The organism is Mycobacterium sp. SMC-11 (assembly GCF_046250095.1).
Lineage (GTDB): Bacteria > Actinomycetota > Actinomycetes > Mycobacteriales > Mycobacteriaceae > Mycobacterium > Mycobacterium heraklionense_A.
Genome location: NZ_CP176430.1, coordinates 637,857 through 663,006, shown reverse-complemented (window position 1 = coordinate 663,006; position 25,150 = coordinate 637,857). Strand labels below are relative to the sequence as shown.

General features: G+C 67.6%; 25 protein-coding genes. 14 read left to right on the top strand and 11 right to left on the bottom strand.

What is annotated here, in order from left to right; all coding sequences use genetic code 11:
- The first annotated feature begins 82 nt into the window (after positions 1 to 82).
- Positions 83 to 1,501, top strand: a complete 1,419-nt coding sequence (locus ACKY0X_RS03135) for an SDR family NAD(P)-dependent oxidoreductase (RefSeq protein ID WP_409428272.1) — start codon at positions 83 to 85, stop codon at positions 1,499 to 1,501.
- Between the two features lie 4 nt (positions 1,502 to 1,505).
- Here the strand turns inward: ACKY0X_RS03135 and ACKY0X_RS03130 are convergent, their stop codons facing one another.
- The 3 genes from ACKY0X_RS03130 to ACKY0X_RS03120 form a co-directional block, all read right to left on the bottom strand.
- Positions 1,506 to 2,330, bottom strand: a complete 825-nt coding sequence (locus tag ACKY0X_RS03130) for an SDR family NAD(P)-dependent oxidoreductase (protein ID WP_409428271.1) — start codon at positions 2,328 to 2,330, stop codon at positions 1,506 to 1,508.
- Between the two features lie 2 nt (positions 2,331 to 2,332).
- Entirely contained in the window at positions 2,333 to 2,809 is a 477-nt protein-coding gene (locus ACKY0X_RS03125) for a nuclear transport factor 2 family protein (RefSeq protein ID WP_409428270.1), read from the bottom strand.
- A gap of 193 nt (positions 2,810 to 3,002) precedes the next feature.
- Positions 3,003 to 3,137, bottom strand: a complete 135-nt coding sequence (locus tag ACKY0X_RS03120; RefSeq protein ID WP_268811455.1) for a hypothetical protein — start codon at positions 3,135 to 3,137, stop codon at positions 3,003 to 3,005.
- 223 nt (positions 3,138 to 3,360) lie between these two features.
- On the opposite strand from ACKY0X_RS03120, the gene ACKY0X_RS03115 reads away from it, so the two are divergent.
- Entirely contained in the window at positions 3,361 to 3,792 is a 432-nt protein-coding gene (locus ACKY0X_RS03115) for a hypothetical protein (protein ID WP_409428269.1), read from the top strand.
- Between the two features lie 139 nt (positions 3,793 to 3,931).
- Here the strand turns inward: ACKY0X_RS03115 and abc-f are convergent, their stop codons facing one another.
- Complete coding sequence (gene abc-f / locus ACKY0X_RS03110) at positions 3,932 to 5,596, bottom strand: ribosomal protection-like ABC-F family protein (protein ID WP_409428268.1); 1,665 nt, start codon at positions 5,594 to 5,596, stop codon at positions 3,932 to 3,934.
- Between the two features lie 219 nt (positions 5,597 to 5,815).
- Here abc-f and ACKY0X_RS03105 point away from each other — a divergent pair, with 219 nt between their 5' ends.
- The 9 genes from ACKY0X_RS03105 to ACKY0X_RS03065 all read left to right on the top strand — a co-directional run bounded on the left by ACKY0X_RS03105 (position 5,816) and on the right by ACKY0X_RS03065 (position 14,376).
- Positions 5,816 to 6,496: a S1 family peptidase gene (locus tag ACKY0X_RS03105; protein WP_409428267.1), complete on the top strand. Its 681-nt coding sequence runs from the start codon at positions 5,816 to 5,818 to the stop codon at positions 6,494 to 6,496.
- Positions 6,497 to 6,672: 176 nt separating this feature from the next.
- Positions 6,673 to 6,945 carry a sigma factor-like helix-turn-helix DNA-binding protein gene (locus tag ACKY0X_RS03100; protein WP_409428266.1) on the top strand — a complete coding sequence of 91 codons (273 nt, stop codon included), beginning with the start codon at positions 6,673 to 6,675 and terminating at the stop codon, positions 6,943 to 6,945.
- On the top strand, positions 6,942 to 8,570 hold the full coding sequence (locus ACKY0X_RS03095) for a carotenoid oxygenase family protein (protein WP_409428265.1): 1,629 nt from the start codon (positions 6,942 to 6,944) through the stop codon (positions 8,568 to 8,570). The genes ACKY0X_RS03100 and ACKY0X_RS03095 overlap by 4 nt, the downstream gene beginning before the upstream one ends.
- A gap of 103 nt (positions 8,571 to 8,673) precedes the next feature.
- Complete coding sequence (locus tag ACKY0X_RS03090) at positions 8,674 to 9,165, top strand: sigma-70 family RNA polymerase sigma factor (protein ID WP_046283350.1); 492 nt, start codon at positions 8,674 to 8,676, stop codon at positions 9,163 to 9,165.
- Complete coding sequence (locus tag ACKY0X_RS03085; RefSeq protein WP_409428264.1) at positions 9,162 to 9,881, top strand: anti-sigma factor family protein; 720 nt, start codon at positions 9,162 to 9,164, stop codon at positions 9,879 to 9,881. Before ACKY0X_RS03090 ends, ACKY0X_RS03085 begins: the two co-directional genes overlap by 4 nt.
- Positions 9,882 to 9,935: 54 nt before the next feature.
- Positions 9,936 to 11,675: a thiamine pyrophosphate-binding protein gene (locus ACKY0X_RS03080; RefSeq protein ID WP_409428263.1), complete on the top strand. Its 1,740-nt coding sequence runs from the start codon at positions 9,936 to 9,938 to the stop codon at positions 11,673 to 11,675.
- Entirely contained in the window at positions 11,653 to 12,318 is a 666-nt protein-coding gene (locus tag ACKY0X_RS03075; protein WP_409428262.1) for an SRPBCC family protein, read from the top strand. Before ACKY0X_RS03080 ends, ACKY0X_RS03075 begins: the two co-directional genes overlap by 23 nt.
- Before the next feature lie 7 nt (positions 12,319 to 12,325).
- Positions 12,326 to 13,348, top strand: coding sequence for a 3-oxoacyl-ACP synthase III family protein (locus ACKY0X_RS03070; RefSeq protein WP_409428261.1), 1,023 nt, complete (start codon positions 12,326 to 12,328; stop codon positions 13,346 to 13,348).
- A complete protein-coding gene (locus ACKY0X_RS03065; RefSeq protein WP_409428260.1) occupies positions 13,345 to 14,376 on the top strand; it encodes a pyridoxal phosphate-dependent aminotransferase in 1,032 nt (343 codons plus the stop codon). The genes ACKY0X_RS03070 and ACKY0X_RS03065 overlap by 4 nt, the downstream gene beginning before the upstream one ends.
- A 17-nt stretch (positions 14,377 to 14,393) precedes the next feature.
- On the opposite strand, the gene ACKY0X_RS03060 is transcribed toward ACKY0X_RS03065, so the two are convergent.
- From ACKY0X_RS03060 to ACKY0X_RS03050, 3 genes are read right to left on the bottom strand one after another with little or no spacing between them, the layout of a single operon-like run.
- Complete coding sequence (locus tag ACKY0X_RS03060; protein ID WP_409428259.1) at positions 14,394 to 15,410, bottom strand: NAD(P)/FAD-dependent oxidoreductase; 1,017 nt, start codon at positions 15,408 to 15,410, stop codon at positions 14,394 to 14,396.
- Positions 15,407 to 15,907, bottom strand: coding sequence for an isoprenylcysteine carboxyl methyltransferase family protein (locus tag ACKY0X_RS03055; RefSeq protein WP_046283345.1), 501 nt, complete (start codon positions 15,905 to 15,907; stop codon positions 15,407 to 15,409). Before ACKY0X_RS03055 ends, ACKY0X_RS03060 begins: the two co-directional genes overlap by 4 nt.
- A gap of 2 nt (positions 15,908 to 15,909) precedes the next feature.
- Positions 15,910 to 16,950: a type III polyketide synthase gene (locus ACKY0X_RS03050; protein WP_409428258.1), complete on the bottom strand. Its 1,041-nt coding sequence runs from the start codon at positions 16,948 to 16,950 to the stop codon at positions 15,910 to 15,912.
- A 145-nt stretch (positions 16,951 to 17,095) separates the two neighbouring features.
- Between ACKY0X_RS03050 and ACKY0X_RS03045 the strand changes: the two genes are divergently transcribed.
- Complete coding sequence (locus tag ACKY0X_RS03045) at positions 17,096 to 19,432, top strand: MMPL family transporter (protein WP_409428257.1); 2,337 nt, start codon at positions 17,096 to 17,098, stop codon at positions 19,430 to 19,432.
- Positions 19,433 to 19,445: 13 nt separating this feature from the next.
- Here the strand turns inward: ACKY0X_RS03045 and ACKY0X_RS03040 are convergent, their stop codons facing one another.
- Entirely contained in the window at positions 19,446 to 20,873 is a 1,428-nt protein-coding gene (locus ACKY0X_RS03040) for a protein adenylyltransferase SelO (RefSeq protein WP_409428256.1), read from the bottom strand.
- A 34-nt stretch (positions 20,874 to 20,907) separates the two neighbouring features.
- On the opposite strand from ACKY0X_RS03040, the gene ACKY0X_RS03035 reads away from it, so the two are divergent.
- Together ACKY0X_RS03035 and ACKY0X_RS03030 are read left to right on the top strand one after the other, a co-directional pair.
- The gene (locus ACKY0X_RS03035) at positions 20,908 to 21,693 is read left to right on the top strand and encodes a hypothetical protein (RefSeq protein ID WP_409428255.1); all 786 of its coding nucleotides are present in this window, start codon (positions 20,908 to 20,910) and stop codon (positions 21,691 to 21,693) included.
- A gap of 53 nt (positions 21,694 to 21,746) precedes the next feature.
- Positions 21,747 to 22,187, top strand: a complete 441-nt coding sequence (locus ACKY0X_RS03030) for a hypothetical protein (RefSeq protein ID WP_409428254.1) — start codon at positions 21,747 to 21,749, stop codon at positions 22,185 to 22,187.
- Positions 22,188 to 22,203: 16 nt separating this feature from the next.
- Here the strand turns inward: ACKY0X_RS03030 and ACKY0X_RS03025 are convergent, their stop codons facing one another.
- The 3 genes from ACKY0X_RS03025 to ACKY0X_RS03015 form a co-directional block, all read right to left on the bottom strand.
- A complete protein-coding gene (locus tag ACKY0X_RS03025; RefSeq protein WP_409428253.1) occupies positions 22,204 to 22,614 on the bottom strand; it encodes a hypothetical protein in 411 nt (136 codons plus the stop codon).
- A gap of 4 nt (positions 22,615 to 22,618) precedes the next feature.
- On the bottom strand, positions 22,619 to 23,401 hold the full coding sequence (locus tag ACKY0X_RS03020) for an enoyl-CoA hydratase/isomerase family protein (protein ID WP_409428252.1): 783 nt from the start codon (positions 23,399 to 23,401) through the stop codon (positions 22,619 to 22,621).
- Between the two features lie 107 nt (positions 23,402 to 23,508).
- Complete coding sequence (locus ACKY0X_RS03015) at positions 23,509 to 25,077, bottom strand: acyl-CoA carboxylase subunit beta (protein WP_409428251.1); 1,569 nt, start codon at positions 25,075 to 25,077, stop codon at positions 23,509 to 23,511.
- Between the last annotated feature and the right edge of the window lie 73 nt (positions 25,078 to 25,150).

Sequence of the window (25,150 nt, the reverse complement as noted above, 5' to 3'; positions counted from 1 at the left end):
TGGCCGTGTGGCACTACCTTGATCCCGTTCGCGGGTCTGTCGTGTTCTGGCCGGTCATTACGGGGCCGTACCCTTACCAGGCGTGACCGTCATCGACCCGGAGAAACTCGCGACCTGCCTGCAGGTGTTGTCCGAGATCGACTCGCTGCCGCCCGAGCACCCCGACGCCGTCGCGGTGCGCCGGGCCACCGCGCGCATGTTCAAGGCGGTCAAGAAGGCTCGCCGGACCGCCCGACGCGACGCGGTGGCCGCCGCCGATCAGGCCGTCATCGCCGCCACGGCCACCGGGGCGCCGGGCCGCATCGATGACGAGACGCAGGGCATTCCGCTGGTGTCTGCCGCCGTCGGGGCGTCGGCGGGCACGCTGTTGCGCTCGCGGGCCTGCTACATCTGCAAGACCCACTACACGCAGGTCGACGCGTTCTATCACCAACTCTGCCCGGGCTGCGCGGCGATGAGCCGGGCCAAGCGTGACGCTCGCACCGACCTCACCGGACGACGGGCACTGCTCACCGGCGGGCGCGCCAAGATCGGCATGTACATCGCCCTGCGGCTGCTGCGCGACGGCGCGCACACCACCATCACCACCCGGTTCCCCAACGATGCGGTGCGCCGGTTCGCGGCGATGCCCGACAGCGCCGACTGGCTGCACCGGCTGCAGGTGGTGGGTATCGACCTGCGCGACCCGGCACAGGTCGTCGCGCTGGCGGACACGGTGGCCGCCCAGGGCCCGTTGGACATCCTGATCAACAACGCCGCGCAGACGGTGCGGCGCGCCCCCGGCTCGTATGCTGCCCTGGTCGAGGCCGAGCGCACCCCCGCAGGCGAGCTGGTCGACGTGATCACCTTCGACCATGTCAGCGACGCTCACCCGGCGGCCCTGGCCGGCAGCCTCGCCGAGCACCAGACACCGCACGCGCTGACCGAACTGGCCCTGACCGCCCGTAGCGCGTCCCCCGAGCGGATCGCCGCCGGTACCGCGATCGACGCGGGTGGGTTGTTGCCCGACACCGCCCCGATCAACAGCTGGACCCAGCGGGTGCACGAGGTCGACGCCCTGGAGCTACTCGAGGTGCAGCTGTGCAACCAAACCGCGCCGTTCATCCTGGTGAGCCGGCTTCGCCCCGCCATGGCGGCGGCCAGCGCCCGCCGTAAGTACGTGGTGAACGTGTCGGCGATGGAGGGACAGTTCAGCCGTCGCTACAAGGGTCCGGGCCATCCGCACACCAACATGGCCAAGGCCGCGCTGAACATGCTGACCCGCACCAGTGCCGGCGAGATGCTGGAGAACGACGGGATTCTGATGACCGCGGTGGACACCGGCTGGATCACCGATGAGCGCCCGCATCCCACCAAGCTGCGCCTGGCCGAGGAGGGCTTCCACGCCCCGCTGGATCTGGTCGACGGCGCCGCCCGGGTCTACGACCCGATCGTGCGCGGGGAAGCCGGCGAAGATCTGTACGGGTGCTTCCTCAAGGATTACGCGCCGAGCAACTGGTAGCCGGTCAGTACAGCGGCCCGCCGCCGAACAGTTCGCGGTGCGAGTCCGGCTGGTTTCCCTCGAGGTCGGTGATGCCGTAGTCGAGCGCGGTCTCGGCGGTGATCAGGGTGTGGCCGCTGCGGGCGGCTAGGTCGGGGTCATTGGCCAGGGCAGCGACGACGCGGCCGATGAACTCCGGGGTTTCGGCGTTGGCCAGCGGGAAACCTTGGAAGTTGTCCAGGCCACGGGCCATAAAGCCCTGCATGACTTCGTTTTTCACCAGACCCGGCCATAGCGATACCGCGCTCACCCCGGTTCCAGTCAGCTCGACGGCCATGTCGGCGGCCATCTTGTCCAGCCCGGCCTTGGACATGCCGTAGAGCACCGAGTGCAGGTGTCCGCGGGTCCCGAACGACGAGATGTTGGTGATCAGGCCGGCACCGCGCGGGACCATCAGCTGCGCGGCGTGCACCGAGGCGACATAGTGGGCGCGCAGGCCCACCCCGATCAGGGTGTCCCAGTCCGACAGGGGACGCTGCCAGAACTTCTCGGTGAATCCGCCGAACCCCTTGGGTGCCGCCCAGACGTTGTTGACCAGCAGATCCAGCCGGCCGTTCTGCTCGTCGGCGATGCGGGCGAACAGCGCGGCGATCTGGTCGTCGTCGCGGTGGTCGCACTGCACGGCGATGCCGCGCCCGCCGCGTTCGGTGACGCTTTGGGCGGCCTCGTCCAGCGGGCCCTGGTGCCGCCCGGTGACGTACACGGTCCAGCCGTGCGTGCCGAGCGCCAACGCGATGCCCTTGCCGACGCTGCGGCTGGCGCCGGTGACCAAGGCGATGCGGGTGGTCATCTCTAGGCCTCCACAATCGTGTCGTCGCCGAGCGGTCGGGTGATCACCCAGAGCTGACGGAAGTGGCTGCGGGCCATTTTCCAGGCGCCGTCCTCGATCACGTAGTCGTCGTCGTATTCGCCGGTGAGCAGGCGTTCGGTGCGCTCAATCATGTTGAGCTGGCGGAATTTCAGCGTCCATCGTCCGGTGGCCGTGCCGGGCCCGGTGATGGCGATGTCGGGGTGCATGCCGTGGTGCATGTCCAGGATCGCCGGTTTGCCGTCCACCTTGTGCAGCGCGATCCGGGTGAACACCTTCGCGATCTGGTCGGCGTCGTCGAACCCGCCCAGCGGTCCGTAGTGAATGTCGGCACCGCGGGCGATGAAGCAGGCCCGGAAGGTCTCGGGGTCTTTAGCGTCGCAGGCCCGGAAGTAGCGGTGCTTGAGGGCTTTGATCGCCTCGATCTGTTCGAGCGCGGTCAGCCGCTCCTCGGGTGTCATCGCTCGACGATAGTTGTCGGGTGCCCGGGCGGTGAGACCGTCCCCACCCGCCACAGGCGTACCGCGACTCGCGGTATGACATGAGTTCAAATCGGATAGCGCCGGGGATATCAGCCGGCTAGATCTTGCAGCTGGTCAACCGCCCCGTAGTAGACGTGACTCTGGGAGCGGCGGCTACCGCAGCCAGGTGGAATCAGCAGATTTGGCCGGCGAAGAAGGCGGCCGACACCAGACCGACGCACAACGCCAGGGTGGCATGACCCATCATTCCGGCGCCGACAGTCGCGGTGGCAGCGGTAGCAGCCAAGCCGCTCAGAAAAGTGGTCATTGCCCATCTCCTGTGGTGTACGTCACATTTATGTTTCCAACGTGGTCTACACCACATCATACCTCTAAGGAAAATGCCAGTCCCGTCCTATTCACCGGAAAGTCGGCGGATTGTTGTGGGGTTCGGCAGCCGGCGGGATAAGACCGCGGGGTGGCCTTGCGAGCGTCGGGCGCTTGTGGATAGACAGACTTCTCATGCCGCCGGTTCCGCGTACGCTGCCACCATGCCGCCGAAGGATCTCGAGTCACGGGTCAGCGCCCTGGAGGTGCAGGTGGGCGAGTTGCGCGGCCGGGTCAGCGCCAGCGAACGCGACGCCGCGGCAGCCCGGGTGCTCGCCGGTGGGGCTGATCGCGACGTGGGCGAGATCCGCGGTGAGATCCGTGACTTTCAGCGGGCCACCATCGGGAGCTTCAACGCGTTGCGCCAGGACATGGTCGATGGCTTTCGACAGATCGACGAACGGTTCGCGCAGGTCAACGAGCGGTTCACGCAGGTCAACGAGCGGTTCGCGCAGGTCGACGGAACGTTCGGACAGGTCGCTACCGGCTTCGCCGAGATGCGCGCCAAGTTCGACATGACCGCGGCCGGACAGCAGCGCATCGCCGAGCTGATCCAAACCGTCATCGACACGCAAGCCGGCAACGGCTCGGAGTGACCGATACTTCGAATGCGGTAGAGGTTTCTTGCGGCGATCGAGCCGTTCTGGACCCTGGCGTAAACGCTGTTTCACAACGGCTCGGGCTGACGCTTCGATCGTTGGCCGGCTCACGGCCGCCTCGGATAACCACTTCCGCCTACAACTCGATGACACTCCCGTCCTCGACCCGCCACGTGCGGTCCAACCGGACGTTCTGCAACATCCGGCGGTCGTGGGTCACCAACAACAGCGCACCGTCGTAGGTGTCCAGCGCCTGCTCAAGCTGTTCGATGGCGGGCAGATCCAGATGGTTGGTCGGTTCGTCGAGAACCAGCACGTTCGTGCCGCAGGCCTGCAGCAACGCCAGGCCGGCGCGAGTGCGCTCCCCGGGCGAAAGGTCGTCGACCGTGCGCTCCACATGGTCTGCGGTCAGCCCGAACTTCGCCAGCAGGGTCCGCACGTCGGCGGTCGACCAGTCCGGGACCCGCTGCTCGAAGCGATCGACCAAGCGTGCCGGGCCGGTGAAATCGGCGCGGGCCTGGTCGATTTCACCGATAGCGACGTTGGCCCCCAGACTTGCGCGGCCCGCGTCGGGCTGCTGACGGCCCAGCAGCAGGCGCAGCAACGTCGACTTTCCCGCCCCGTTGGGGCCCACGATGCCGATCCGCTCGCCGGCATCCACCTGGAGCGACACCGGCCCGAGGACGTAATCGCCTTGCCGCACTACGGCGTTGTCGAGTGTTGCAACCACTGAACTCGACCGTGGCGCCGCCCCGATGGTGAACTGCAGCGTCCATTCCTTGCGGGGTTCGACGACCTCCTCGAGGCGGGCGATCCGGCTCTCCATCTGACGCACCTTCTGCGCCTGCTTCTCACTGGACTCGGTGGCGGCGCGGCGGCGGATCTTGTCGTTGTCCGGGGCCTTACGTATGGCGTTGCGGACGCCCTGACTGGACCATTCCCGCTGAACGCGGGCCCGCGCGACCAGGTCGGCTTTCTTCTCGGCAAACTCCTCGTACTGCTCGCGCCGGTGCCGGCGGTTGATCTCGCGTTCCTCGAGATAGCTGTCGTATCCGCCGCCGAAGACGGTCGTGGTGTTCTGCGCCAGATCCAATTCCAGGACACGAGTGACGCTGCGGGCCAGGAACTCCCGATCGTGGCTGACCAGCACCACCCCGCCACGAAGATCACGGACGAACTGCTCCAGCCGGGCCAGCCCGTCCAGGTCGAGGTCGTTGGTCGGCTCGTCGAGCAGGACGATGTCGAAGCGCGACAGCATCAGCGCGGCCAAGCCCACCCGGGCGGCCTGCCCACCCGACAGCCCGGTCATCAGCGTCGACTCGGGCCGCACCGCCTCGGAGTCCAATCCGAGGTCGGCCAGCACCGCCGGCACGCGGTCGTCGAGGTCCGCCGCGCCGGTGACGAGCCAATGGTCCAGCGCAATGGAGTAGGCCTCGGCCGGATCGGTATGTGCGGGAGCCAGATCCGGGTCGGCCAGGGCCGCGGCCGCGGCGTCCATGGCCTGCGCCGCCTGTGCGCAGCCGGTCCGGCGAGCGATGTAGGCGGCGACGGTCTCGCCTTCCACCCGCTCGTGTTCCTGCGGCAGCCAACCGACGAACGCATCGGCCGGGGCGATGGTGACCGCACCGTCGAGCGGCTCCAGGGCGCCGGCCAGGATCCGCAACAGGGTGCTCTTGCCGGCGCCGTTGGCGCCCACGACGCCGATGACGTCGCCCGGTGCCACGGTCAGGTCGACGCCCTCGAACAGCGTGCGGTGCGCGAAGCCGCCGGCGACGTTCTTGGCGACGAGTGTTGCGGTCATCGGTACATGGTCGCAGGGGCTGGACGCGGGGTGGAGGGATGGCGGTGCGCGGCGTTCTCCAGTTCCCTCCCCTGTTCACCCTCCGCGTAACCGCCCCACCTGCACACCCGCCGCACCCTCGGTACCCTCGCCTAAATGGCCGCCTTCCGACGACCCCCGCCCAAAACCCTGCTCAAGCGCGTGTCCATCGCGGCTGGCGTAGTAACAGTCTTGGCGGGCATGGTCTGGGTCAGCCGCGCCCAGCCGGTGCAGCAGCTCATCCCGCAGCCGCCGGCCGAGGCGATCGGTCCAGGTGTCGGCATCAATGTGTCCTCCACCGGCAGCTCCGAGGCCACCAGCTGCACCGCGGGTTTCCTGGTACGCAGCAAGGACGGCCGGCCGGGCCTGCTGTCGGCGGGGCATTGCAACAAGCCTGGGGGCTCCGGGACAGTGTCCATCCACAACGGCGCCCTCTATCCCACCGTCGGCGCCTTCACCGAAAGCGTCTACGACGGCAAGGACGGCGACAACATCGGCCTGATCACCTTGGATGACCCGGACAAGTTCCCGCTGTCCTCCGAGGTCGACGGACACCAAATCAGCGGCGTCACTGACAACATCAAGGTCGGCGACACGCTCTGTCATTTGGGCGTCCGCAGCGGTGAGCCGATGTGCGGACCGGTTTCCGCCAGCGAGAAGGGCAAGGTCAGGTTCGCCGCGGCTACCACCTGCGGCGATTCCGGTGGCCCCGCCTACCGGATGCGCCCCGACGGCACCGCCGAAGCGGTAGGCATCCTCACCGCAGAGTCCGACGGTGAGGATCCCGAGACGGCCTGCGCTGAGCCGCGCGAGTCCTCCGTCGCGCAGCTGATCAAGCCGTGGCTGCAGGCCTGGCAGCTGACACTGGTCACCACGACCTAAAGAGCCTCTATCGCAGCCGCCCGGCGCGCGCGACACTGAACCGGACGGGACGCTGCCCCGTGTCACTTCCGGGAGGCTGGTGCATGGGTAGAGGAAAACCAGCGGCAGATCGACACTCGACCGCGGGCACACCGCGGCCGGACAATTCTGCGCGTGCGGGCAGGGCCTGAACCGCCATGACCACCGACGACCAGGCCCGGCCCCGCTTGAACAGCGCTTCCAGCGCCATGCACCGCGACTTCGCGCCGAATCGGGCCATGGTCGCCGACGCGCTGGCGCAGCTCTCCTCCGAACACCGGGCCCTGCTTCGTCGCGCCTATTACTACGGATGGAGCACCGAGCAGATCGCGGTCGACCTGGATATTGCGGAACGCAGCGTGAAGACCCAGCTGCACTACGCGCTACGGACACTGCAACAGACACTGCGAGATATGGGAACGGTGCTATGACGACGTCTCACCACGAGTACGGCATGTGGGATGCCGCCTACGTGCTGGGGTCACTCTCGGATTCCGATTATCGCGAGTTCGAGACGCACCTCGACGAATGCCTGTTGTGCCAGGACGCCGTCACCGAACTGTCCGAGATGCCGGCTGTCCTCTCGTTGTTGGATGAAGACGACTTCACCGAATCCAACGACGTGACAGCCGCCGTCGTCGGTGGGCTGGGTGCGGGTCTCGTCGCCGCCGGTGTCGCCCGCCAGGTCAACGGCCACGACTCCGGTGCTGCCGTGGCGGTTCTTCAGCCGCCCGAGACGGTCTTCCCGGTCTTTCGCCCGGGCAACTACGCTCCGGTCCCCGACGAGCTCACCGAGTTCGATCTAGCCGTCGACGGCAGCATCCCGCCGGAGTTGAACGGCTGGTATCTGCGCAACGGCCCCAACCCCCGCGAGGCGGGCGGGCACTGGTGCACCGGCGACGGCATGGTGCACGGGGTTCGGCTGGAGAACGGCCGGGCCGCCTGGTACCGCAACCGCTGGGTGCGCACCGAGAGCTTCGAAGAGCCCCTGCCGCTACTCAACCCGGACGGCAGCCGCAATCTGCACTCCAGCGCGGCCAACACCCACGTCATCCGGCACGCCGGCAAGACCCTGGCACTGATGGACACCGCACTGCCCTACGAACTCACCCCCGATCTCGACACAGTGGGCGCCTACGATTTCGCCGGCAAGCTGACCGATTCCATGGCGCCACACCCCAAGATCTGCCCGATCACCGGCGAGTTGCACTTCTTCGGGTACGGCGACCTGACCCACCCGCACATCAACTACTACCGCGCCAGCGCCGACGGGGCCGTCCAAGTCCGGCGTCCGATCGACGTCCCCGGGCTGACACTGATGCACGACTTCGCGCTGACCTCGCAGCATGTGGTGTTCCTGGACCTGCCGCTGGTGTTCAATCCGCAAATTGCGCTCACCCGACGAATCGAACGCGACCCGCCCTACCGGTGGGACGACAACTATGGCGCCCGCCTGGGTGTGCTGCGCCGCGATGACCCATACGGCCCGGTTCGCTGGTTCGACATCAACCCGTGTTACGTCTTCCACGTCGCCAACGCGTTCGACGTGTCGTCGGCCCAGGGCGACGCGATCGTGATGCAGGTGGTCCGCTACCCGGAAATCTGGCGCGACAACAGCGATTTCGAGACCGACGCCTCGCTGTGGCGATGGACCATCGACTTGGACGCCGGCATCGTGGCCGAGGTTCAGCTCGACGACCGTGATATCGAGTTCCCCCGCGTCGACGACCGGCGGGTGGGCGCCGCGGCCCGCTACGCGGTCACCGTCGGAACAGACGGCCTGGTCCGCTACGACTTGGCGCGCGACAGCGCCGAGGTCCACCGGTTCGGCGTCAACGGCATGGCCGGCGCGCCCGACGAGGCGGTGTTCGCTCCAGCGCCGGGGCAGACCGACGAATCGGCCGGCTGGTATCTGAGCTATGTCTACAGCCCGGTCCGCGAGTGCAGCGAACTGGTGATCCTCAACGCGTCGGAGTTCGACGCCGAACCCGTCGCCCGGGTGCGGCTGCCGCGGCGCGTTCCGCACGGTTTTCACGGGAGCTGGATCCCTGACTGAGGGGCCAAAGCATGAACCCGACAAGCCCCCACGTCGTGTCATTAGGCAGGAGGTGATCAGCTTGCCTCGCATCGGCATACCGCCAGACCACGAAGCCGCGCTGATGAAAGCGCTCTACGACGAGCACGCCGCGGTGCTGTGGCGCTACGCCCTGCGCCTGACCGGCGACGCCAGCCGCGCCGAAGACGTCGTGCAGGAGACCCTGCTGCGCGCCTGGCAGCACCCGGAGGTCATCGGCGACACCGAGCGCTCCCCTCGGGCCTGGATGTGCACCGTGGCGCGCAACATGATCATCGACGAACGCCGCAGCGCCCAATACCGCCACGTCGTGGCCACGCTCGACGAGACGACCACGCCCGAGCAGCCCACCCGTGATGAGGTGGACACCGCCCTGGACCGGATGTTGATCGCCGACGCCATGACCCACCTGTCGGCGGAGCACCGGGCGGTGATCGAACGGTCCTACTACCGTGGTTGGAGTACGGGGCAAACCGCCGAAGACCTGGGGATCGCCGAGGGAACGGTGAAATCACGCCTGCACTACGCGGTGCGGGCTCTGCGACTCGCCCTGCAGGAGATGGGGGTGACACGATGACGTCGCCGCGCGAATTCGGCTCGGCCTGCGGGCCGGTCGAGAGTGAGCACCCTTACGCCATGTGGGATGCCGCCTATGTGCTCGGTTCGCTGTCTGCGGCCGACCGCCGAGAATTCGAGGGGCACCTGGCCGGTTGCCGGCAGTGCCGGGAGGCCGTCACCGAGATCAGCGGAGTGCCCGCCCTGCTGTCGCAGCTCGACGGCAACTGTGTGGCGGCGATCAACGAGTCCGACGGGGCCCAGCCGCTCCCACCGGTCCACCTGCTGCCGGCCCTGCTGACCGAGGTGCACCGGCGGCGCCGGCGTACCCGGCTGATGACGTGGGCGGCGTCGGCTGCGGCAGCCGCAGTACTCGGGATCGGTGTCCTGATCGGCATCACCTCATCGACCACGCCGTCCCCGCAGCACGATGCGGTGCCGATGGCGCAGGTGGGGACGACGGCGCTGGCCTCGACGGTCGCGGTCAGGGACGAATCCTGGGGCAGCTACATCGATTTGAGCTGCGTCTGCCTGGCACCGGTGAACGCTCACCACGACACCCTGGCGTTGGTGGTGGTCGGCCGCGACGGCAGCCAGACCCGGCTGGCCACTTGGGTTGCCGAGCCTGGGCACACCGCGACGCCGGCCGGCAGCATCTCGACACCGTCGGATCAGATCGCCTCGGTCCAAGTGGTGTCAGCCGACAACGGCCAAGTCCTGCTGGAGCGCACGCTGTGAACTAATGCCCGCCGCAAACCGTGTCAATGACATCGTCACGAGTTAGGCGGGCAGATGTCCAGGATCGCTTCCGTGGTCGATTTCATCGTCGCCCAACTGGCGGCTATGGGAGTCGGTCATATCTTCGGCGTCGACGGCGCGAACATCGAAGACCTATACGACGCAGCGTATTTTCGTCCCGACATCACGGCGGTGCTGGCCAAGCATGAGTTCTCGGCCGCCACCATGGCCGACGGTTACAGCCGCAGTGGCGCCGGGTTGGGGGTGGTCGCCGCGACGTCGGGCGGAGGTGCCCTGAACCTGGTTGCCGGACTGGGTGAATCATTAGCCAGCCGAGTTCCGGTGCTGGCACTGGTGGGCCAGGCCCCGACCACCTTGGACGGTCGCGGCAGCTTCCAAGACACCAGTGGACGCAACGGTGCACTCGATGCGCACGCGTTGTTCTCGGCGGTGTCGGTCTTCTGCGAGCGGGTGGCCGACCCCGAAGACATCGTGGAAGCGCTACCCCGGGCGATCGCCGCGGCACGCAACGGCGGGCCCGCGGTGCTGTTGCTGCCCAAGGACGTTCAGCAGGGGTTCGTCACCGCCGGCCCGTACCGCAACGGCGGCGATCCCATCGTGATCAGCGATCCGCATCCGATCATCCACGCGCTGCGCAACGCCCACGGCCCGGTCACGATCATCGCCGGTGAGCAGGTGGCCCGCGACGACGCCCGCGCCGACCTCGAGGACCTGCGGGCACTGCTGCGGGCTCGGGTGGTGTGCGTCCCCGACGCCAAAGACGTCTCGGGCACTTCGGGTTTGGGATCGTCGTCGGCGCTTGGCGTGGCGGGCATCATGGGCCACCCCTCGGTCGCCGACGCGCTGACCGGCAGCGCGGTGTGCCTGGTGGTGGGCACCCGGCTGACGCTGACCGCCCGCGCCGGACTCGAGGCGGCGCTGAGCTCCATTCGCACCGTGTCGATCGGTTCGGCACCGCCATACCTTCCGTGCACGCACGTACAGACCGCTGACCTGCGAACGTCCCTACGAGCGATCTGCCGCGAGCTCTCGGGAGCCGGGCGCCCCCGGTGGCTGCGGGTGCCCGAGACGGTGCCGCACACCGAGTTGATTCCCCCGCCCTACGCCGGCCCGGGGGTGCGCTATCGCGACGCAATGGCCGTGCTGGACCGCGCGTTGCCTGCCGGGACCGACATCGTCGTCGACGCAGGCAACACCGGCGCCGCGGCCATCCACTACCTGCCGCCGCGGCGCGACGGCCGTTTCCTGGTCGCACTGGGCATGGGCGGAATGGGCTACAGCTTCGGCGCCGGGATCGGGATGGCCTTCGGCCGCGGACGGCGCACCGTGGTGATCGCCGGCGACGGTGCGTTCTTCATGCACGGCATGGAGATCCACACCGCCGTGCAGTACCGCCTACCGATGCTGTTCGTGCTGCTGAACAACAACGCGCACGCCATGTGCGTCACCCGCGAGCAGCTGTTCTACGACGGCTTCTACAGCTACAACCGCTTCACCCCCAGCCAGCTCGGTGACGGCCTGGCGTCAATGTTCCCCGGGCTCAGCGCGATCGACGTCGACGACCCGGTCACCTTCGGCGCGGTCGTGGAGTCGGCGTTGGACCGTGAAGGGCCCTCGGTGATCAGCGTCGAGTGCGCCGCCGACGAGATACCGCCTTTCGCACCGTTCCTCGCCGCCATCGAGTCACCGAAAACCACTACTCCAGTACGTCGTAACGGCAAAGTTCCAACCCACGAGGAGGATCAATTCGATGTCGCTACCAGCCCTCGCTGATATCAGCGTCCACGCCGGTACGCCCGGGCCCATCGACGGCCTGGTGCGGGTCGAGACCAGTCCCCGGGAGGTCGCCACCCCGATCATCATGGAGATGATGCATTCGGTCTACCCCCACGACGTGGTGTTCGGCGACTACTGCACCGTCAACGACTACATCGACTGTCCGCCCGACGAATTGTTCGACTACCTCTCCGATACCCGCTGCCTGGAGGAGTGGACCTACAGCCTGCGCGGCTTCACCCCCACCGAAGAATCAGACCTCTGGCTCGCCTACGACCGGCTGGGTTCGGAGACCAAGATCTACACCCGCACCGTGTCCAACCGGGAAGCCCTCACGGTGGACTATCACTGCGCCTGGGATCAGCCCGACCACCTGTGGATGATCTACCTGATTCGGGTCGTCGACGCCCAGGTCGTGCTGAACAAGCCCGGTTCGGTTGTGCTGTGGACCAATTGCCACCACCCGTTCTACGACCACAACCCCTACCCGGACACCGCGCCGCCCCAGCGCCCGGTCTGGGTCGGCGACTTCTGGGACATGTTCAGTGCCGGTCACCTGCTGGAACTGAAGAATCTGAAGGCCATTGCCGAGTACCGACACCACAACGGCCTGCCGGTCACCCCGTTCTGGATGCGCTGAGGCGATCATGGACCAATCCGCCGTTAGTTTGATTGACGTCTCCAGTTATCTTCCCGGCGAACCCATCGGCGCCGACTACTACACGCAGTACGCCGAGTCCGATGCGTTGCGCGACAACCTGATGTTCCGCGCGCCCCGATTCCGCCATCACGTCGGCGAGGACGAGACGGCGGCCGACATGATCGAGCAGGCGGCGCAGGGAATCATCGAACGCCACGGACGCGAAATCATCGAGAACGTCGATATCTTGGTCACCCACACCCAGTTGCCGGACATCCCGTTCTGCGGCGCGGGCGGCGGCATCGCCCACCGGTTGGGGATGCAACCGTCTACGGTGCTGGATCTGCACAACGGTGGATGCGCCGCTTTCGTGCTGGGGCTGGGGCTGGCCCGGCAGTTGTTGGCGGCCGGAGCGGGGCAATCCGCGTTGATCGCGATCGCGCAGAACGCCGCCGGCCAGGTCTTCGATCAGCCCGCCGTGCGCGGCAAATCGCAGGCGTCGGTTCCCGGTGATGGCGCCGCGGTCGGGTTGCTGGCCCTATCGGATCGGTCGCCGATCCTCGATGTCGAGTGCCGGACCTACGGCCAGTACGCCGGCGACATGACCTACAACACCGACCCGCCCCGCAAGTGGTGGCAGCCCGGGCCCGGTGCCGCCTACATCGGTTTCACCGAAGACAAGATCACCAAGGTGCTCGCACGCGGTAACCGGCAGGTTCCCGAAGTCGCCCTCGCGGTCTGTCATCGCAACGGCCTGTCCCCGGCGGATATTGGGCTGCTGGTTACCAACCAGCCCAACCGGGTCTTTCTGCGCAATTGGCGCGAAGCGCTCGAAGTGCCCGAATCACGACACGTCGACACCTTTGATGAGTGCGGCAACCTGTTCGGCGCCGGGATCCCGATCAATCTGGATCGGGCGATCACCGGCAACCGGGTGCAGCCGGGCCAGGTGGTGGTGATGGCCGGCTTTGCGCACGCCGGCGACTTCGCCGGCGCGGCGGCCATCCGCTGGGGCGGACGACCGCAATGACCTCGGCAGCGCAAGCGGATTCGGCCACCACGCATCCTGACAACGCACTCCCGGCGGCCGTCGACCCGTATGCGTTGGCCCTCAACGAGAACCCGCTACCGCCGCTGCCCGCGGTGCATGCGGCGCTGGTTGACTTCATCGGCGCCGCCAACCGGTATCCGGAATTCCTGCCCATCCGGCTGCGCCGACTGGTGGCCGAGCATGCCGGGGTGGCCGAGGACAACGTTGCGCTGGGCCCGGGGGCGTCCGGGCTGGCCATGCGGGTGCTGCAGACGGCGGCGGCTCCTGGCGAACGGATCGTGCTGAGCAAGCCCACTTTTGAGGGCTATCCCGCCTTCGCCCAGATGGCCGGTCTGACCGCGGTGGACGTCCCCCTCGACGGCTATGGGCATCTCGATCTGACCGCGATAGCCCGCGCCGCCAACGATGCCCGGGTGGTAGTGGTGTGCCGTCCGCACAATCCGACCGGGACCTTGGAGACCGTCGCCGACGTCGAACAGCTGGTTGCCGACGTTCCTGCCGACACCATCGTGCTGCTCGACGAGGCCTACATCGAATTCGTCGCACCGCACCAGCGCATCGACGTCCCGCGGCTCATTGCACGCTTCCCGAATGTGATTGTGCTGCGCACCTTCTCCAAGGCCTACGGCCTGGCCGGGCTCCGAATCGGTTACGCACTGGCGGCACCGGAGCTGGCCGGCCTGCTGTGGTCGATGCAGCTGCCGTTCGGTATCAGCGCCGGCTGCACGGTGGCGGTGGCCGCCTCCTACCAGGCAGAAGCACAACTGGAGCAGCGCATCGCCCATATCGTGGCAGAACGCAGCTACCTGCGGACCCGGCTGCGCGCATCCGGGGTGTACACCACCGATTCCCACGCGAACTTTGTATACCTGCCGGCGGCGGGCCGGCCGTGGAGCCAGGTCTTCGCCGACAGCGGACTGCGGGTGCGGAACTATCCCGACGGAGCCGTGCGCATCACCGTCGGCTCCCGCGGCTCCACTCAGATGGTGCTGTCCGCCATCGAGTAACGCCTCAATGCGGACACTCAATGCGCCAGCAGATGCACCGCGCGGTCAAACACCGCCGGCAGTGCACAACAGGCGGGAACCACAGCGCGTCGAGCCGGCTGCCACGCGCTGGCCAGCACCAGACCGCGGGTGAGCAGGCGATAGCGGCGCGTGATCGAGTGCCAGGCGCGCTCGTAGGACATGGGGTTGTCATCGACGATCGCCGCCACTGCGGCGGCGGCCTGTTTGACGGCCAGGCTCACGCCCTCACCGGTCAGCGCATCCTCGTAGCCGGCCGCGTCACCGACCAGCAGCACCCGGCCGGCGACGCGGCGTGAAACCAGTTGCCGCATCGGTCCGCACCCGCGCGCAGGGCCGCGCTGAAAGTCGGCGAGGCGGGCGGCCAGGGACGGAAACCAGTCGAGCTGCGGGCGGTGCGGCGACAAGATGGCCACCCCCACCAGGCCCGGCTCCACCGGCGTCACGTAGGCCTCACCCCACCGTGACCAGTGCACCTCGACGAACTCCGACCACGCCGGTACCTGGTAGTGCCAGCGCAGCCCGTAGCGCCGCGGAGAGCCCGCGACACAGGAGATCCCGACGGCGCGGCGAACGACCGAGTGCAGCCCGTCGGCGGCGATCAGCCATCTGGCCCGAATGCCGCCCGCCGTGACGCCCTCGGCGTCTTGGACTACATCGTCCACCTTGGTCGCGATCCAGTCGACGTCGTTCTGCTTGGCCTGATCGGTCATGGCGGCATGCAACGTCGTACGTCGCACGCCGCGCCCCGGGCCGTTGCGAAAAGGCGCCTCGGCCCGGCGCTGCTCGTCGAGATAGTTGATGCCGCGCAGCGGCATACCGACCGGGTCCACCCCGAGCGACTTCAACACGGCCAGCCCGCCCGGCATCAGGCCCTCCCCACAGGCCTTGTCGATCGGGCTGGCCCGGGGATCGGCAACGACTACCGAAAGTCCCTGCTGTCGAGCGCATAACGCGGCGGCGAGTCCCCCCGGCCCGCCACCGACGATCAGCAGGTCGGTGTCGAAGCCGATCACCGGTACCCCAGCGCGACGTTCTCCACCCGAATCCGTTCCCGCAACACCGCCGCGTTGGCCAGGCCGAACCAGAGCGCGGTCAGCCAGGCGGTGTGGATCAACGGCAGCGCCAACCCCTCGAGTACCACTGCCACATAGTTGGGATGACGGATCCAGCGATACGGCCCGCCTTGCACCAGTGGGCTTTCCGGCAGAACGATCACCTGAGTATTCCAGCGCCGGCCGAGCGTGCGCACGCACCACCAGCGCAGCACCTGACTCAAGACCGCGACCGCAAACATCGGCCAGCCCAGCCAGGGAATGAACGGCCGGTGCAGCACCCACACCTCGGCAACGCAGCTGACCAGCAGCGCCGAGTGGATGCTGACCATCACCGGGTAGTGGCTGTGCCCGAACTCGACGCCGCCGTTGGCGAACGCCCACCGCGCGTTGTTTTTGGCCACCACCAACTCGATGAGCCGTTCAACGCCCACCGCCAGGACCAGTAAGTAGTACATGCCTACCACTCCAACAGTACGAGTTCGGCGGAGAAGCCCGGCCCCATCGCGATCATCAGCCCCAGTGATCCGGGCGGCGGCGGATCGGATTCGATGCCGTCGAGGATGTCCAGGACCGATACCGAGGACAGGTTCCCGTGGTCACGCAACGATTTTCGGGTCGGCGTCAGCGCCTCGGACCGCAGGTGCAGCAGGTTCTCGATCGCATCGATGATCTTCGGGCCGGCGGCGTGCACGATCCAGGTCGAGATGTCATCGCTGACCAGACCGTGATCGGCCAGGAACTCGCGGACGTTGTCGCCGAGGTATTTCTCGACGATCGTGGCGATCTCCACCGACAAGACGATGCTGAACCCCTCGCTGCCGATCTTCCATCCCAGGACGTCGTCGGTGTCGGGGTAGGTCTGGCTCCGGGTCGCCAACAGCCTCGGCCCGCGCGCCGCGCGTCGGGCACCGGTCGCGATGACCGCCGCGGCGCCGTCACCGAACAGGCTGGCGGCAACCAGGTTTGCCACCGAGAGGTCTTCGCGCTGAACCGTCAAGGAGCACAGTTCGACGGCGACCAGGGCCGCCACATGGTCGGGAAAGGCGCGCAGGTAGTCGTGGACCCGGGCCAGGCCCGCCGCGCCGGCGACGCAGCCCAAGCCGAACAGCGGGATGCGTTTGACGTCGGAGCGAAGGCCCATCCGCGTCACCAGCCGCCCCTCCAGCGAGGGAACGGCCAAACCGGTGACCGTCGTGGAGAACACGACATCGACCTCGGACGGGGCGATTCCGGCGCGATCCAGCGCCGCCTGCAGTGCTCGTTCGCTCAGATCCAGAGCAATGTCAAGGTATTCGTCGTTCGCCTCGCTGAATCCGCTGAGCTTGGGGTAGCGCGCCAACGGCAGCGCCAGCTGGCGGGTGGCGACACCACTGTGGGCGGCGAAGCGCTGAAAATCTGGGCCGGCGAAGTCCGACAGGGCGGCCATCACCTCGCCCTGACGGTGCTGGTGAGAAGGGAATTCCACGGCTACGGCGGCCACGGTCGGAGTGTTGTTCATGTCGAGGTCACGGTGCCGCCGCGGCCGTGGTTCAACGGCAAGGCATAGCCGGCGAATATTGAACGCCCGCGCCATCCACTACGTATCTTGTCGTTAGGGGTGCCGTCGGTACCTCCGGTGGACCATTTCGGCGGAAGGTCACTACGTGCTGCACCGGATCGCCCTGCTGGCCCTCGCCGCTCCACGCCGCGTCCTGGTCCTGGCCGGGCTAGTGATGGTCGCCGCCGCGGTGTTCGGGATTCCGGTGGCCGACAGCCTGTCCGCGGGCGGCTTTCAGGACCCCGGTTCGGAGTCCGCGCAGGCCACCCAGTTGCTGACCGAAAAGTTCGGCCAAAGTGACCAGCAGTTGCTGATTCTGGTGAGTTCGCCCGACGGAGCCGACAGCGAGCGGGCCCGCAAGGTAGGCACCGAGATCGCCGGAGTCCTGCAGCGCTCGCCGCACGTCTTCAACGTCGCCTCGCCGTGGACGGATCCGCCGTCGGCGGCCGCCCGACTGACCAGCACCGATGGCTCTGCCGGTCTGATCGTGGCCAACCTGCGCGGCGGCGAGAACGACGCGCAGAAATACGCCCGCACCCTGGCTGACCAGGTGGCCCACGATCGGGACGGGGTCAGCGTTCGCGCCGGGGGCGGCGCGATGGTCTACGCCCAGATCAATCACCAGAATCAACATGACCTGCTGTTGATGGAGTCGATCGCGATCCCGCTGAGCTTCGCGGTGCTGGTGTGGGTCTTCGGCGGTCTGTTGGCGGCGGCGTTGCCGGTCGCGCTCGGTGGGCTCGCGATCGTCGGCTCGATGGCGGTGCTGCGACTGATCACCCTGGGCACCGACGTGTCGATCTTCGCGATGAACCTCACCACCGCCATGGGTTTGGCGCTGGCCATCGACTACACCCTGTTGATCATCAACCGCTACCGCGACGAATTGGCCGACGGCGTCGCCCCCGATCGAGCGCTGATCCGGACGATGACCACCGCCGGTCGCACCGTGCTGTTCTCGGCGATCACGGTGGCGCTGTCGATGGCGGCCATGGTCTTGTTCCCGATGTATTTCCTCAAGTCGTTCGCCTACGCCGGGGTGGCGACGGTGACGTTCGTGGCGATCGCGGCCATCGTGGTGACCCCGGCGGCGATCGCCCTGCTGGGGCCCCGGCTCGACGCGCTGAACCTGCGTCGCCCGATTCGACGGCTGCTGCGGCGGCCCGAGCCCGTCGCCAAACCGATCGAAAAGGGATTCTGGTACCGGTCAACGAGATTCGTTTCCCGCCACGCGGTTCCGATCGGTCTCGCGGTGGTCACCCTGCTGGTGGCGGTCGGAGTGCCGTTCCTCGGGGTGAAGTGGGGCTACCCGGACGACCGGGTGCTGCCGCGAAGCGCGTCGGCGCATCAGGTCGGCGACGCGCTGCGCCAGGATTTCGCCGACGACTCCGACCGGGCGGTACCGATCGTGGTTCGCGACGCGAACGGCATCGCGCCCGAGGAGCTGAATCGTTACGCCGCGGAGCTGTCCCGGGTCCCGGAGGTGTCCTCGGTGTCGGCACCTACCGGGACCTTCGTCGGCGGCGACCGGGTGGGCGATCCCTCGGCAGCCACCGGCATCAAGGACGACACCGTGCTGCTGACCGTGGCCAGCACCGCCCCGCTCTTTTCGCAGCGTTCCGAAACCCAGCTCGATCTGTTGCATCAGGTGCCGGGCCCGGACCAGCGACCGGTGCAGATGGGTGGGCTGGCCCAGATCAACCGGGACAGTGTCAACGCGATCACCGACCGGCTGCCGCAGGTGTTGGGCCTGATCGCCGCCATCACCTTCGGGCTGCTGTTCCTGCTGACCGGCAGCCTGGTCTTGCCGATCAAGGCGCTGATCCTCAATGTGTTGTCACTGTGCGCCGCATTCGGGGCGCTGGTCTGGATATTCCAGGACGGGCACCTGGGGGCGTTGGGCACGACCCCCACCGGGATGTTGGTCGCCAACGTGCCGGTGCTGCTGTTCTGCATCTCGTTCGGGCTGTCGATGGACTACGAGGTGTTCCTGGTTTCCCGGATCCGGGAGTACTGGCTGGCCTCGGGACGCACCCGCGCCGACAACGACGAGAGTGTCTCGCAGGGCTTGGCGCATACCGCGCGGGTGATCACCGCCGCGGCACTGATCATGTCGATCTCGTTCGCGGCGTTGATCGCCGCGCAGGTGTCGTTCATGCGCATGCTCGGCCTCGGTCTGACGCTGGCGGTACTGGTGGACGCCACGCTGATCCGGATGGTGTTGGTGCCGGCGTTCATGCACCTGATGGGCAGTTGGAACTGGTGGGCACCTCGTCCGCTGGCGCGGCTGGCGCGGCGCTTCGAGATCAGTGAGAACGGCGGCTCAACGGGCCGCCATGCGGCGCCGCCGGGACTGCGGACCCCGCACGTGCCGTCGCATCATGGCGCGCATCGGGCTGCTCACGGAAGTACGCACAAGGCCGCGCTGTCCACCCCGGATTGATGGGCCGCGACCGTCAGGTCCCGCAGAACGTGCGGTAGGCCCCGAATTCCGGCGGTGCCGGCGCGGCGTATGCCTCCAACCCGTCGCGCGGCCGGTAGGGCTCGGCGATCACGTCCAGCAGTTTTTCCACCGGCGGCAGGTCGCCGCGCATCGCCGACGTCAACGCCTGCTCCACCAGGTGATTGCGCGCGATGTAGACCGGATTGATCTGGTCCATCGCGTTGACGTCGGGCTGCATGGCCCGCCAGCGCCCCAGCCAGTCGCCGAACACCGCGGGCAGTGCGTCGGTGTCCCCGCGCCCGGCAGCGGCCAGCTGCCGGAAGAACGAGGTGTAGTCCACCTGGTTGTCGGTCATGAGCGCCAACGCCTGGTCGATCAGCGCGGCGGCCTCCACACTGGCCGACAGCCCGAACTTCGCCAGCATCCCCGCCGACCAGAGGCCGTGGTAGCGCGGCATGAACCCTTCGAGGGTTTCCACCGCCACCGACAGCGCCAGCTCCTCGGTGGCGGCGAACAGCGGCAGGATGGTCTCGGCGAATCGGGCCAGGTTCCACTGCGCGACCAGCGGCTGGTTGCCGTAGGCGTAGCGGCCGGCGTGGTCGATGGAGCTGAACACCGTCGCCGGGTCGTAGGCCTCCATGAATGCGCACGGCCCGTAGTCGATGGTCTCCCCGGAGATGGTCATGTTGTCGGTGTTCATCACGCCGTGCACGAAGCCGACCAGCATCCAGCGGGAGATCAGCGACGCCTGGGCTTCGACGACCGCTTGAAATAGTGCGAGGTAAGGGTTTTCGGCCTGCGCGACGTCGGGGTAATGCCGGGCGATCGCGTAGTCGGCCAACCGGCGCAGCAACCCCAGGTCACCGGTGGCGCGGGCCTGCTGGGCGACCAGCTGGAAGCTGCCCACCCGCAGGTGGCTGGCGGCCACGCGAGTCAGTACCGCCCCGGGCACCGGCGCCTCGCGTTGCACCTGGGCTCCGGTGGCCACCACGGCCAACGACCGAGTGGTGGGGATCCCCAGTGCGTGCATGGCTTCGCTGATGACGTATTCGCGCAGCATCGGGCCGACGACGGCCAAACCGTCGCCGCCGCGGGCGAATGGGGTCGGCCCGGAACCTTTGAGGTGGATGTCGCGGCGGTGGTCGCCGTCGAGTTCGCCGAGCAGCAAGGCGCGGCCGTCGCCGAGCAGTGGCACGTAGTTGCCGAACTGGTGTCCGGCATAGGCCTGGGCCACCGGGGTGGCACCCGCGGGAATATCAGTACCGGTCAACAGCTGTAGGCCCTCGGCACTTTTCAGCCAGGCCGGATCCAAGCCGAGTTCGGCGGCCAGCTTCTCGTTGAGCACCAGCAGCTTCGGATCCGGTGGAGTGGCGGCCTGCCAGGGCTGGGCGAGTTCGGGGAACTCGCGGGCGAAGTCCGCGGTCAATATCGGGGACGCCATCTGGCCAGCCTACGCAACCGCTACCGTTGCCACGGTGACGGAACGGCGCCGCTGGGAGACGCTGAAGACGGCGGCATGGCGAATCGGGACCGCCGTCGTCGTCGCCGCGATCTTCATCGGCCTGTACCACGTGAACCGCACCCACCCGGCGCACCCACTGATCCCGATCCCGATGGCGCACGCGATCGGGCCTGGCATCGGCATCAACGTGTCCCCCGGCGGTGACGCAGCGGGCACCAGTTGCACCACGGGATTCCTGGTGCGCACCCGCGACGGCCGGCCCGGGCTGCTGGTGGCCGGGCACTGCAACCCGGGTGGCGGGCCCGGGCAGGTGGTGATCCGCCACGGCGGCGCTTTCGCCTATCGCACCATCGGAACCTTCACCGAGACCGTCAGCGACGGCAGCAACTGGGATGACTACGACATCGGGCTGATCACCGTGGAAGATCCAGGCAAGATTCCGTTGACTTCGACCGTCGATGGGCATCCGGTGATCGGGGTAGCCGAGTATGTATCGGTCGGTGATGTGCTGTGTCACTATGGAATCCGCAGCGGCGGGCCGGTGTGCGGTCCGGTGGTGGCCAGCGAGGCGAACAAGGTCCGGTTCGAAGCCGGCGGTACCTGCGGCGACTCCGGCGGGCCGGTGTACCGACTGCGCGACGATGGTGCCGCCGAGGCAGTCGGCATCTACATCGCGGTGTCCGATGGCACCTACTCCGAACCCAAGTGCGAGGACCCGCATCCCTTCTCGATCGCCCAGACCATCACCCCGTGGCTGTCGGCGTGGGATCTGACGCTGGACACCACCACCGGCCGTTGACGCGGCACACAATGTTCGTAACCTGGTGAAACAAGGTCCAGGAGGGCAGCGCGATGAGTGTGTCAGAGCAATCTCAGGCCCGGACGCGGATGTTCGCCCGCGTGATCGGTCCGTTCCTGGTCATCGTCACCGCGGCGGCCCTATCTGGTGCCCCGCAGGTGTGGGCGCAGGCCTCGGACTTCGGACCCGATCCGTTGTTGCTGTGGGAGGCTGGGGCGTTCACCCTGCTGTCCGGATTGACGGTGGTGACCCTGCACCGGCTTTGGCGCGGCGCTGCGGCGATCTGCGTCTCGGTGACGGGCTGGATCACCCTACTCAAGGGGCTTGCGTTGACGGTGTTTCCCTACGCCGGTTTGTCGAGCGCGACCATCGCGATGCGCGCCGACGGGTGGCCGCGCGCCGGCTACGTGCTGTTCGCACTGGTCGGGCTGTACCTGACTTACGTCGGGTGGGCGCCGTTGCGAGATCGGCCGGATCTGCGCTCGGCGGCGTGATCGGCGAATGCGACTTCTATCCGGTTGCTACGGCGGCGCGAATCCCGCGCAACAGGTAGTTCGTGGCGACGACGTGCATCCGTGTCCCGATAACCAAGGCGCGATAGATGCCGCCGTGCAGTCCGGGGAACGCCGCGTAGCTGTGGGCGTGCACGCGCGTCGCACCTGCCTGATCGTCGGTGAGCTCGAACACCAGCCGGTAGCGCGAAAAGCGATGCTGTCCGGCCAGTTCGAGCCGTTGCGACTCAACGCGTTCGGCCACTGCGAAACCGGCGCGGGGTTGCAGGCCGAGCGGCGCGAGCAGCGGATTGCGTTCGTTGTCGCGCAACATAGCCTCGACATAGCGTTGCAGGGCACTCCATACCCGGTTGCGGGGCGCGTCGATCCGTAGCGTGTGCTCGTCGATGTAGGGCAGGTCGCTGGTCATGGAATCACCTTGTCTGCTTTGGAGTGGCTTTCTGGAAGTCGTCGGACGCCAGGCAGCGGGCCTGTTCGGTGACTGCCGCTCGTAGGCTGGCGGCGTCGTCGAGGGTTCGGCCGGCCACGATGGCACGTCGTGCCCCGCGGATCGCGATCGGCGGTTGACTGGCGAGACGTTGGGCGAATTCACGAGCCGCGGAATCAAGTTCGTCGTCGCCGACCACGCGGTTGGCCAGTCCGATGCGCAGCGCCTCGGCCGCGTCGATGACTTCGCCGAGCAGGATCAATTCTCGTGCTCGCCCCTCCCCGACGAGGCGTGGGAGTCGAAACGTGGCGCCCATGTCGGGCAGTAGGCCGTAGCGGGTTTCGGTCAAGCCGACCCGGGCGTCGTCGGTGAAGATGCGGAAGTCGCAGGCCAGCGCCAGCTGCAGGCCCGCCCCGTAGGCGTGGCCCCGGACCGCTGCGACGCTGGGACAGCCCAGCTGAGGAATCCATTCGAAGGTCCCGGCCACGCGGAAGCCGAGCTCCACGGTTTCGTCGTCGAGGGGTCGCTCGGCGAACGCGGTCAACGTCCCGGCCATGTCTTCGACCAGGTCGATCCCGGCCGAGAAGGAGGGCCCATCACCGGCGACGATCAGACAGCGAAGGGTCTCGTCAGTCAGCAATTGGCTGGCGAGGTGGTCCAACTCCGCGCGCATTGCCGGGTTGATCGCGTTGCGCTTCTCGGGTCGCGACAACGTCACGGTTCCGACGTGTTCGCTGCGGTCATAGCGAATGGTCTGATACCTGCTCATGTCATGTAGACGATTCCGCGCGGTTGAGTGTGACACCAGCGAACTGTCGCATTCGCCGGCCTCTTTCCGTCCTAGCAGATGAAGGCCCCAAACAGGAAGGGTCCGCCTTAGAAGGTGTCGACGAACCGCCGCGGTGGCACGTCTCGCCCGAACCCGGTCGACGCCGCCAGCGTTGCGACGATCAGACCGCGCGTCTCTGCGGGGTCAATGACGTCGTCGATCTCGAAAAGTGTTGCGGCGTTGAGCGCTTTGGCATTCTCCTGCGCGACGGCGGTGGCCTGGCGGACGCGTTCCTCCCGCTCATCGGGATCGGCGATGGCGTCGAGTTCCTTGCGCAACCCCAACCGGACCGCACCTTCGAGCCCCATCGGCCCCAGATGCGCGCTCGGCCAGGCCACGGTCAGCACCGGTTCGTGGAGACTGCCGCCCATCATGGCCTGGGCACCCAAGCCGTAGCCGCGCCGCAGGATGACCGCGATCAGTGGCACCCGCAGCGCCGCGCCGGCCACCAGCAGCCGAGAAGCCCTCCGTACCAGTGCTTCTGCTTCGGCGGCGGGCCCGACCATGTAGCCGGGGCAGTCGACCAGCGACACGATGGGCAGCCCGAAGGCGTCGCACAGCTGCAGGAAACGCGCGGCTTTGTCGGAGGCGGCGGCGGTGATGGCCCCGGCCATCACCATGGTGTTGTTGCCGATGATCCCGACTGGGCGGCCGTCGATCCGCGCCAGTGCAGTGACCATCTCGGGTGCGAATCGCTCCCGCAGGAACGTCACCGAGTCTGCGTCGGCGATGGTCTCGATGATCGGCTTGAGCGGATAGGCCCGCCGTGCCCGCTCGGGAATCATGGTGCGCAAGGCGTTCTGGTCTGCCGCCGAGCCGGGGGCGGTAGTGCCTTGGAAATAGCCGAGGACTCGCTTGGTCACCGCGACGGCCTCGGCTTCGTCGGCCACCACAACATCGACGACGCCGTTGGGTGCCTGCACGGACAGCGGGCCCACGTCATCCGGCGCGACGTGGCCCAATCCGCCGCCGGCGATCATCGCCGGGCCCGCCATGCCGATCGAGGTGTCCGCGGTCGCGATGATCAGATCCGAGACGCCCGCGATCACAGCGTTGCCGGCAAAGCAGCGGCCCTTGACCACCGCAATACGCGGCACCAGCCCGGACAGCTTGGCCCACAAGGCAAATGCCGGCACATCGAGTGACGACACCGTCGGATAGTCGGTGTCGCCGGGCCGGCCACCGCCGCCTTCGGCAAAGAAAACTGTCGGCAGGCGCATCCGTTCGATGAGCTCGAACAGGCGGTCCTTCTTGAAGTGGCCGATCGCGCCCTGCGTGCCCGCCAACACGGTGTAGTCGTAGGACAACACGGCGCAGGCGCCGCGCTCGGGTCCGAACAGTGCGCCGTTGATGGTGGCGGTGCCCCCCAGCAGGCCGTCGCCGGGGGTGTTGGCAATGAGGTCGTCGACGTCGCGACGGGCACGTTGGGCCGCGATCGCGAACCGTCCGTATTCCACGAAGGTCCCGGGATCGACCAGGTCGGCGATGTTCTCGCGGGCGGTACGGCCCCCGGCATCGTGTCGGCGTTGCACCGCGTGCGGTCGGGCTGCGTCCTCGGTCAGCGCACGACGGCGCAGCAGCTCAAGGTGATCGTCACGCAGCGGAGCGTCGGGCATGTGAGATTCCTTCGCCGGGGTGTTGACCTAGAACAACATCATGGGCCGCGCGCCATCCACCCTGACTTTCGGC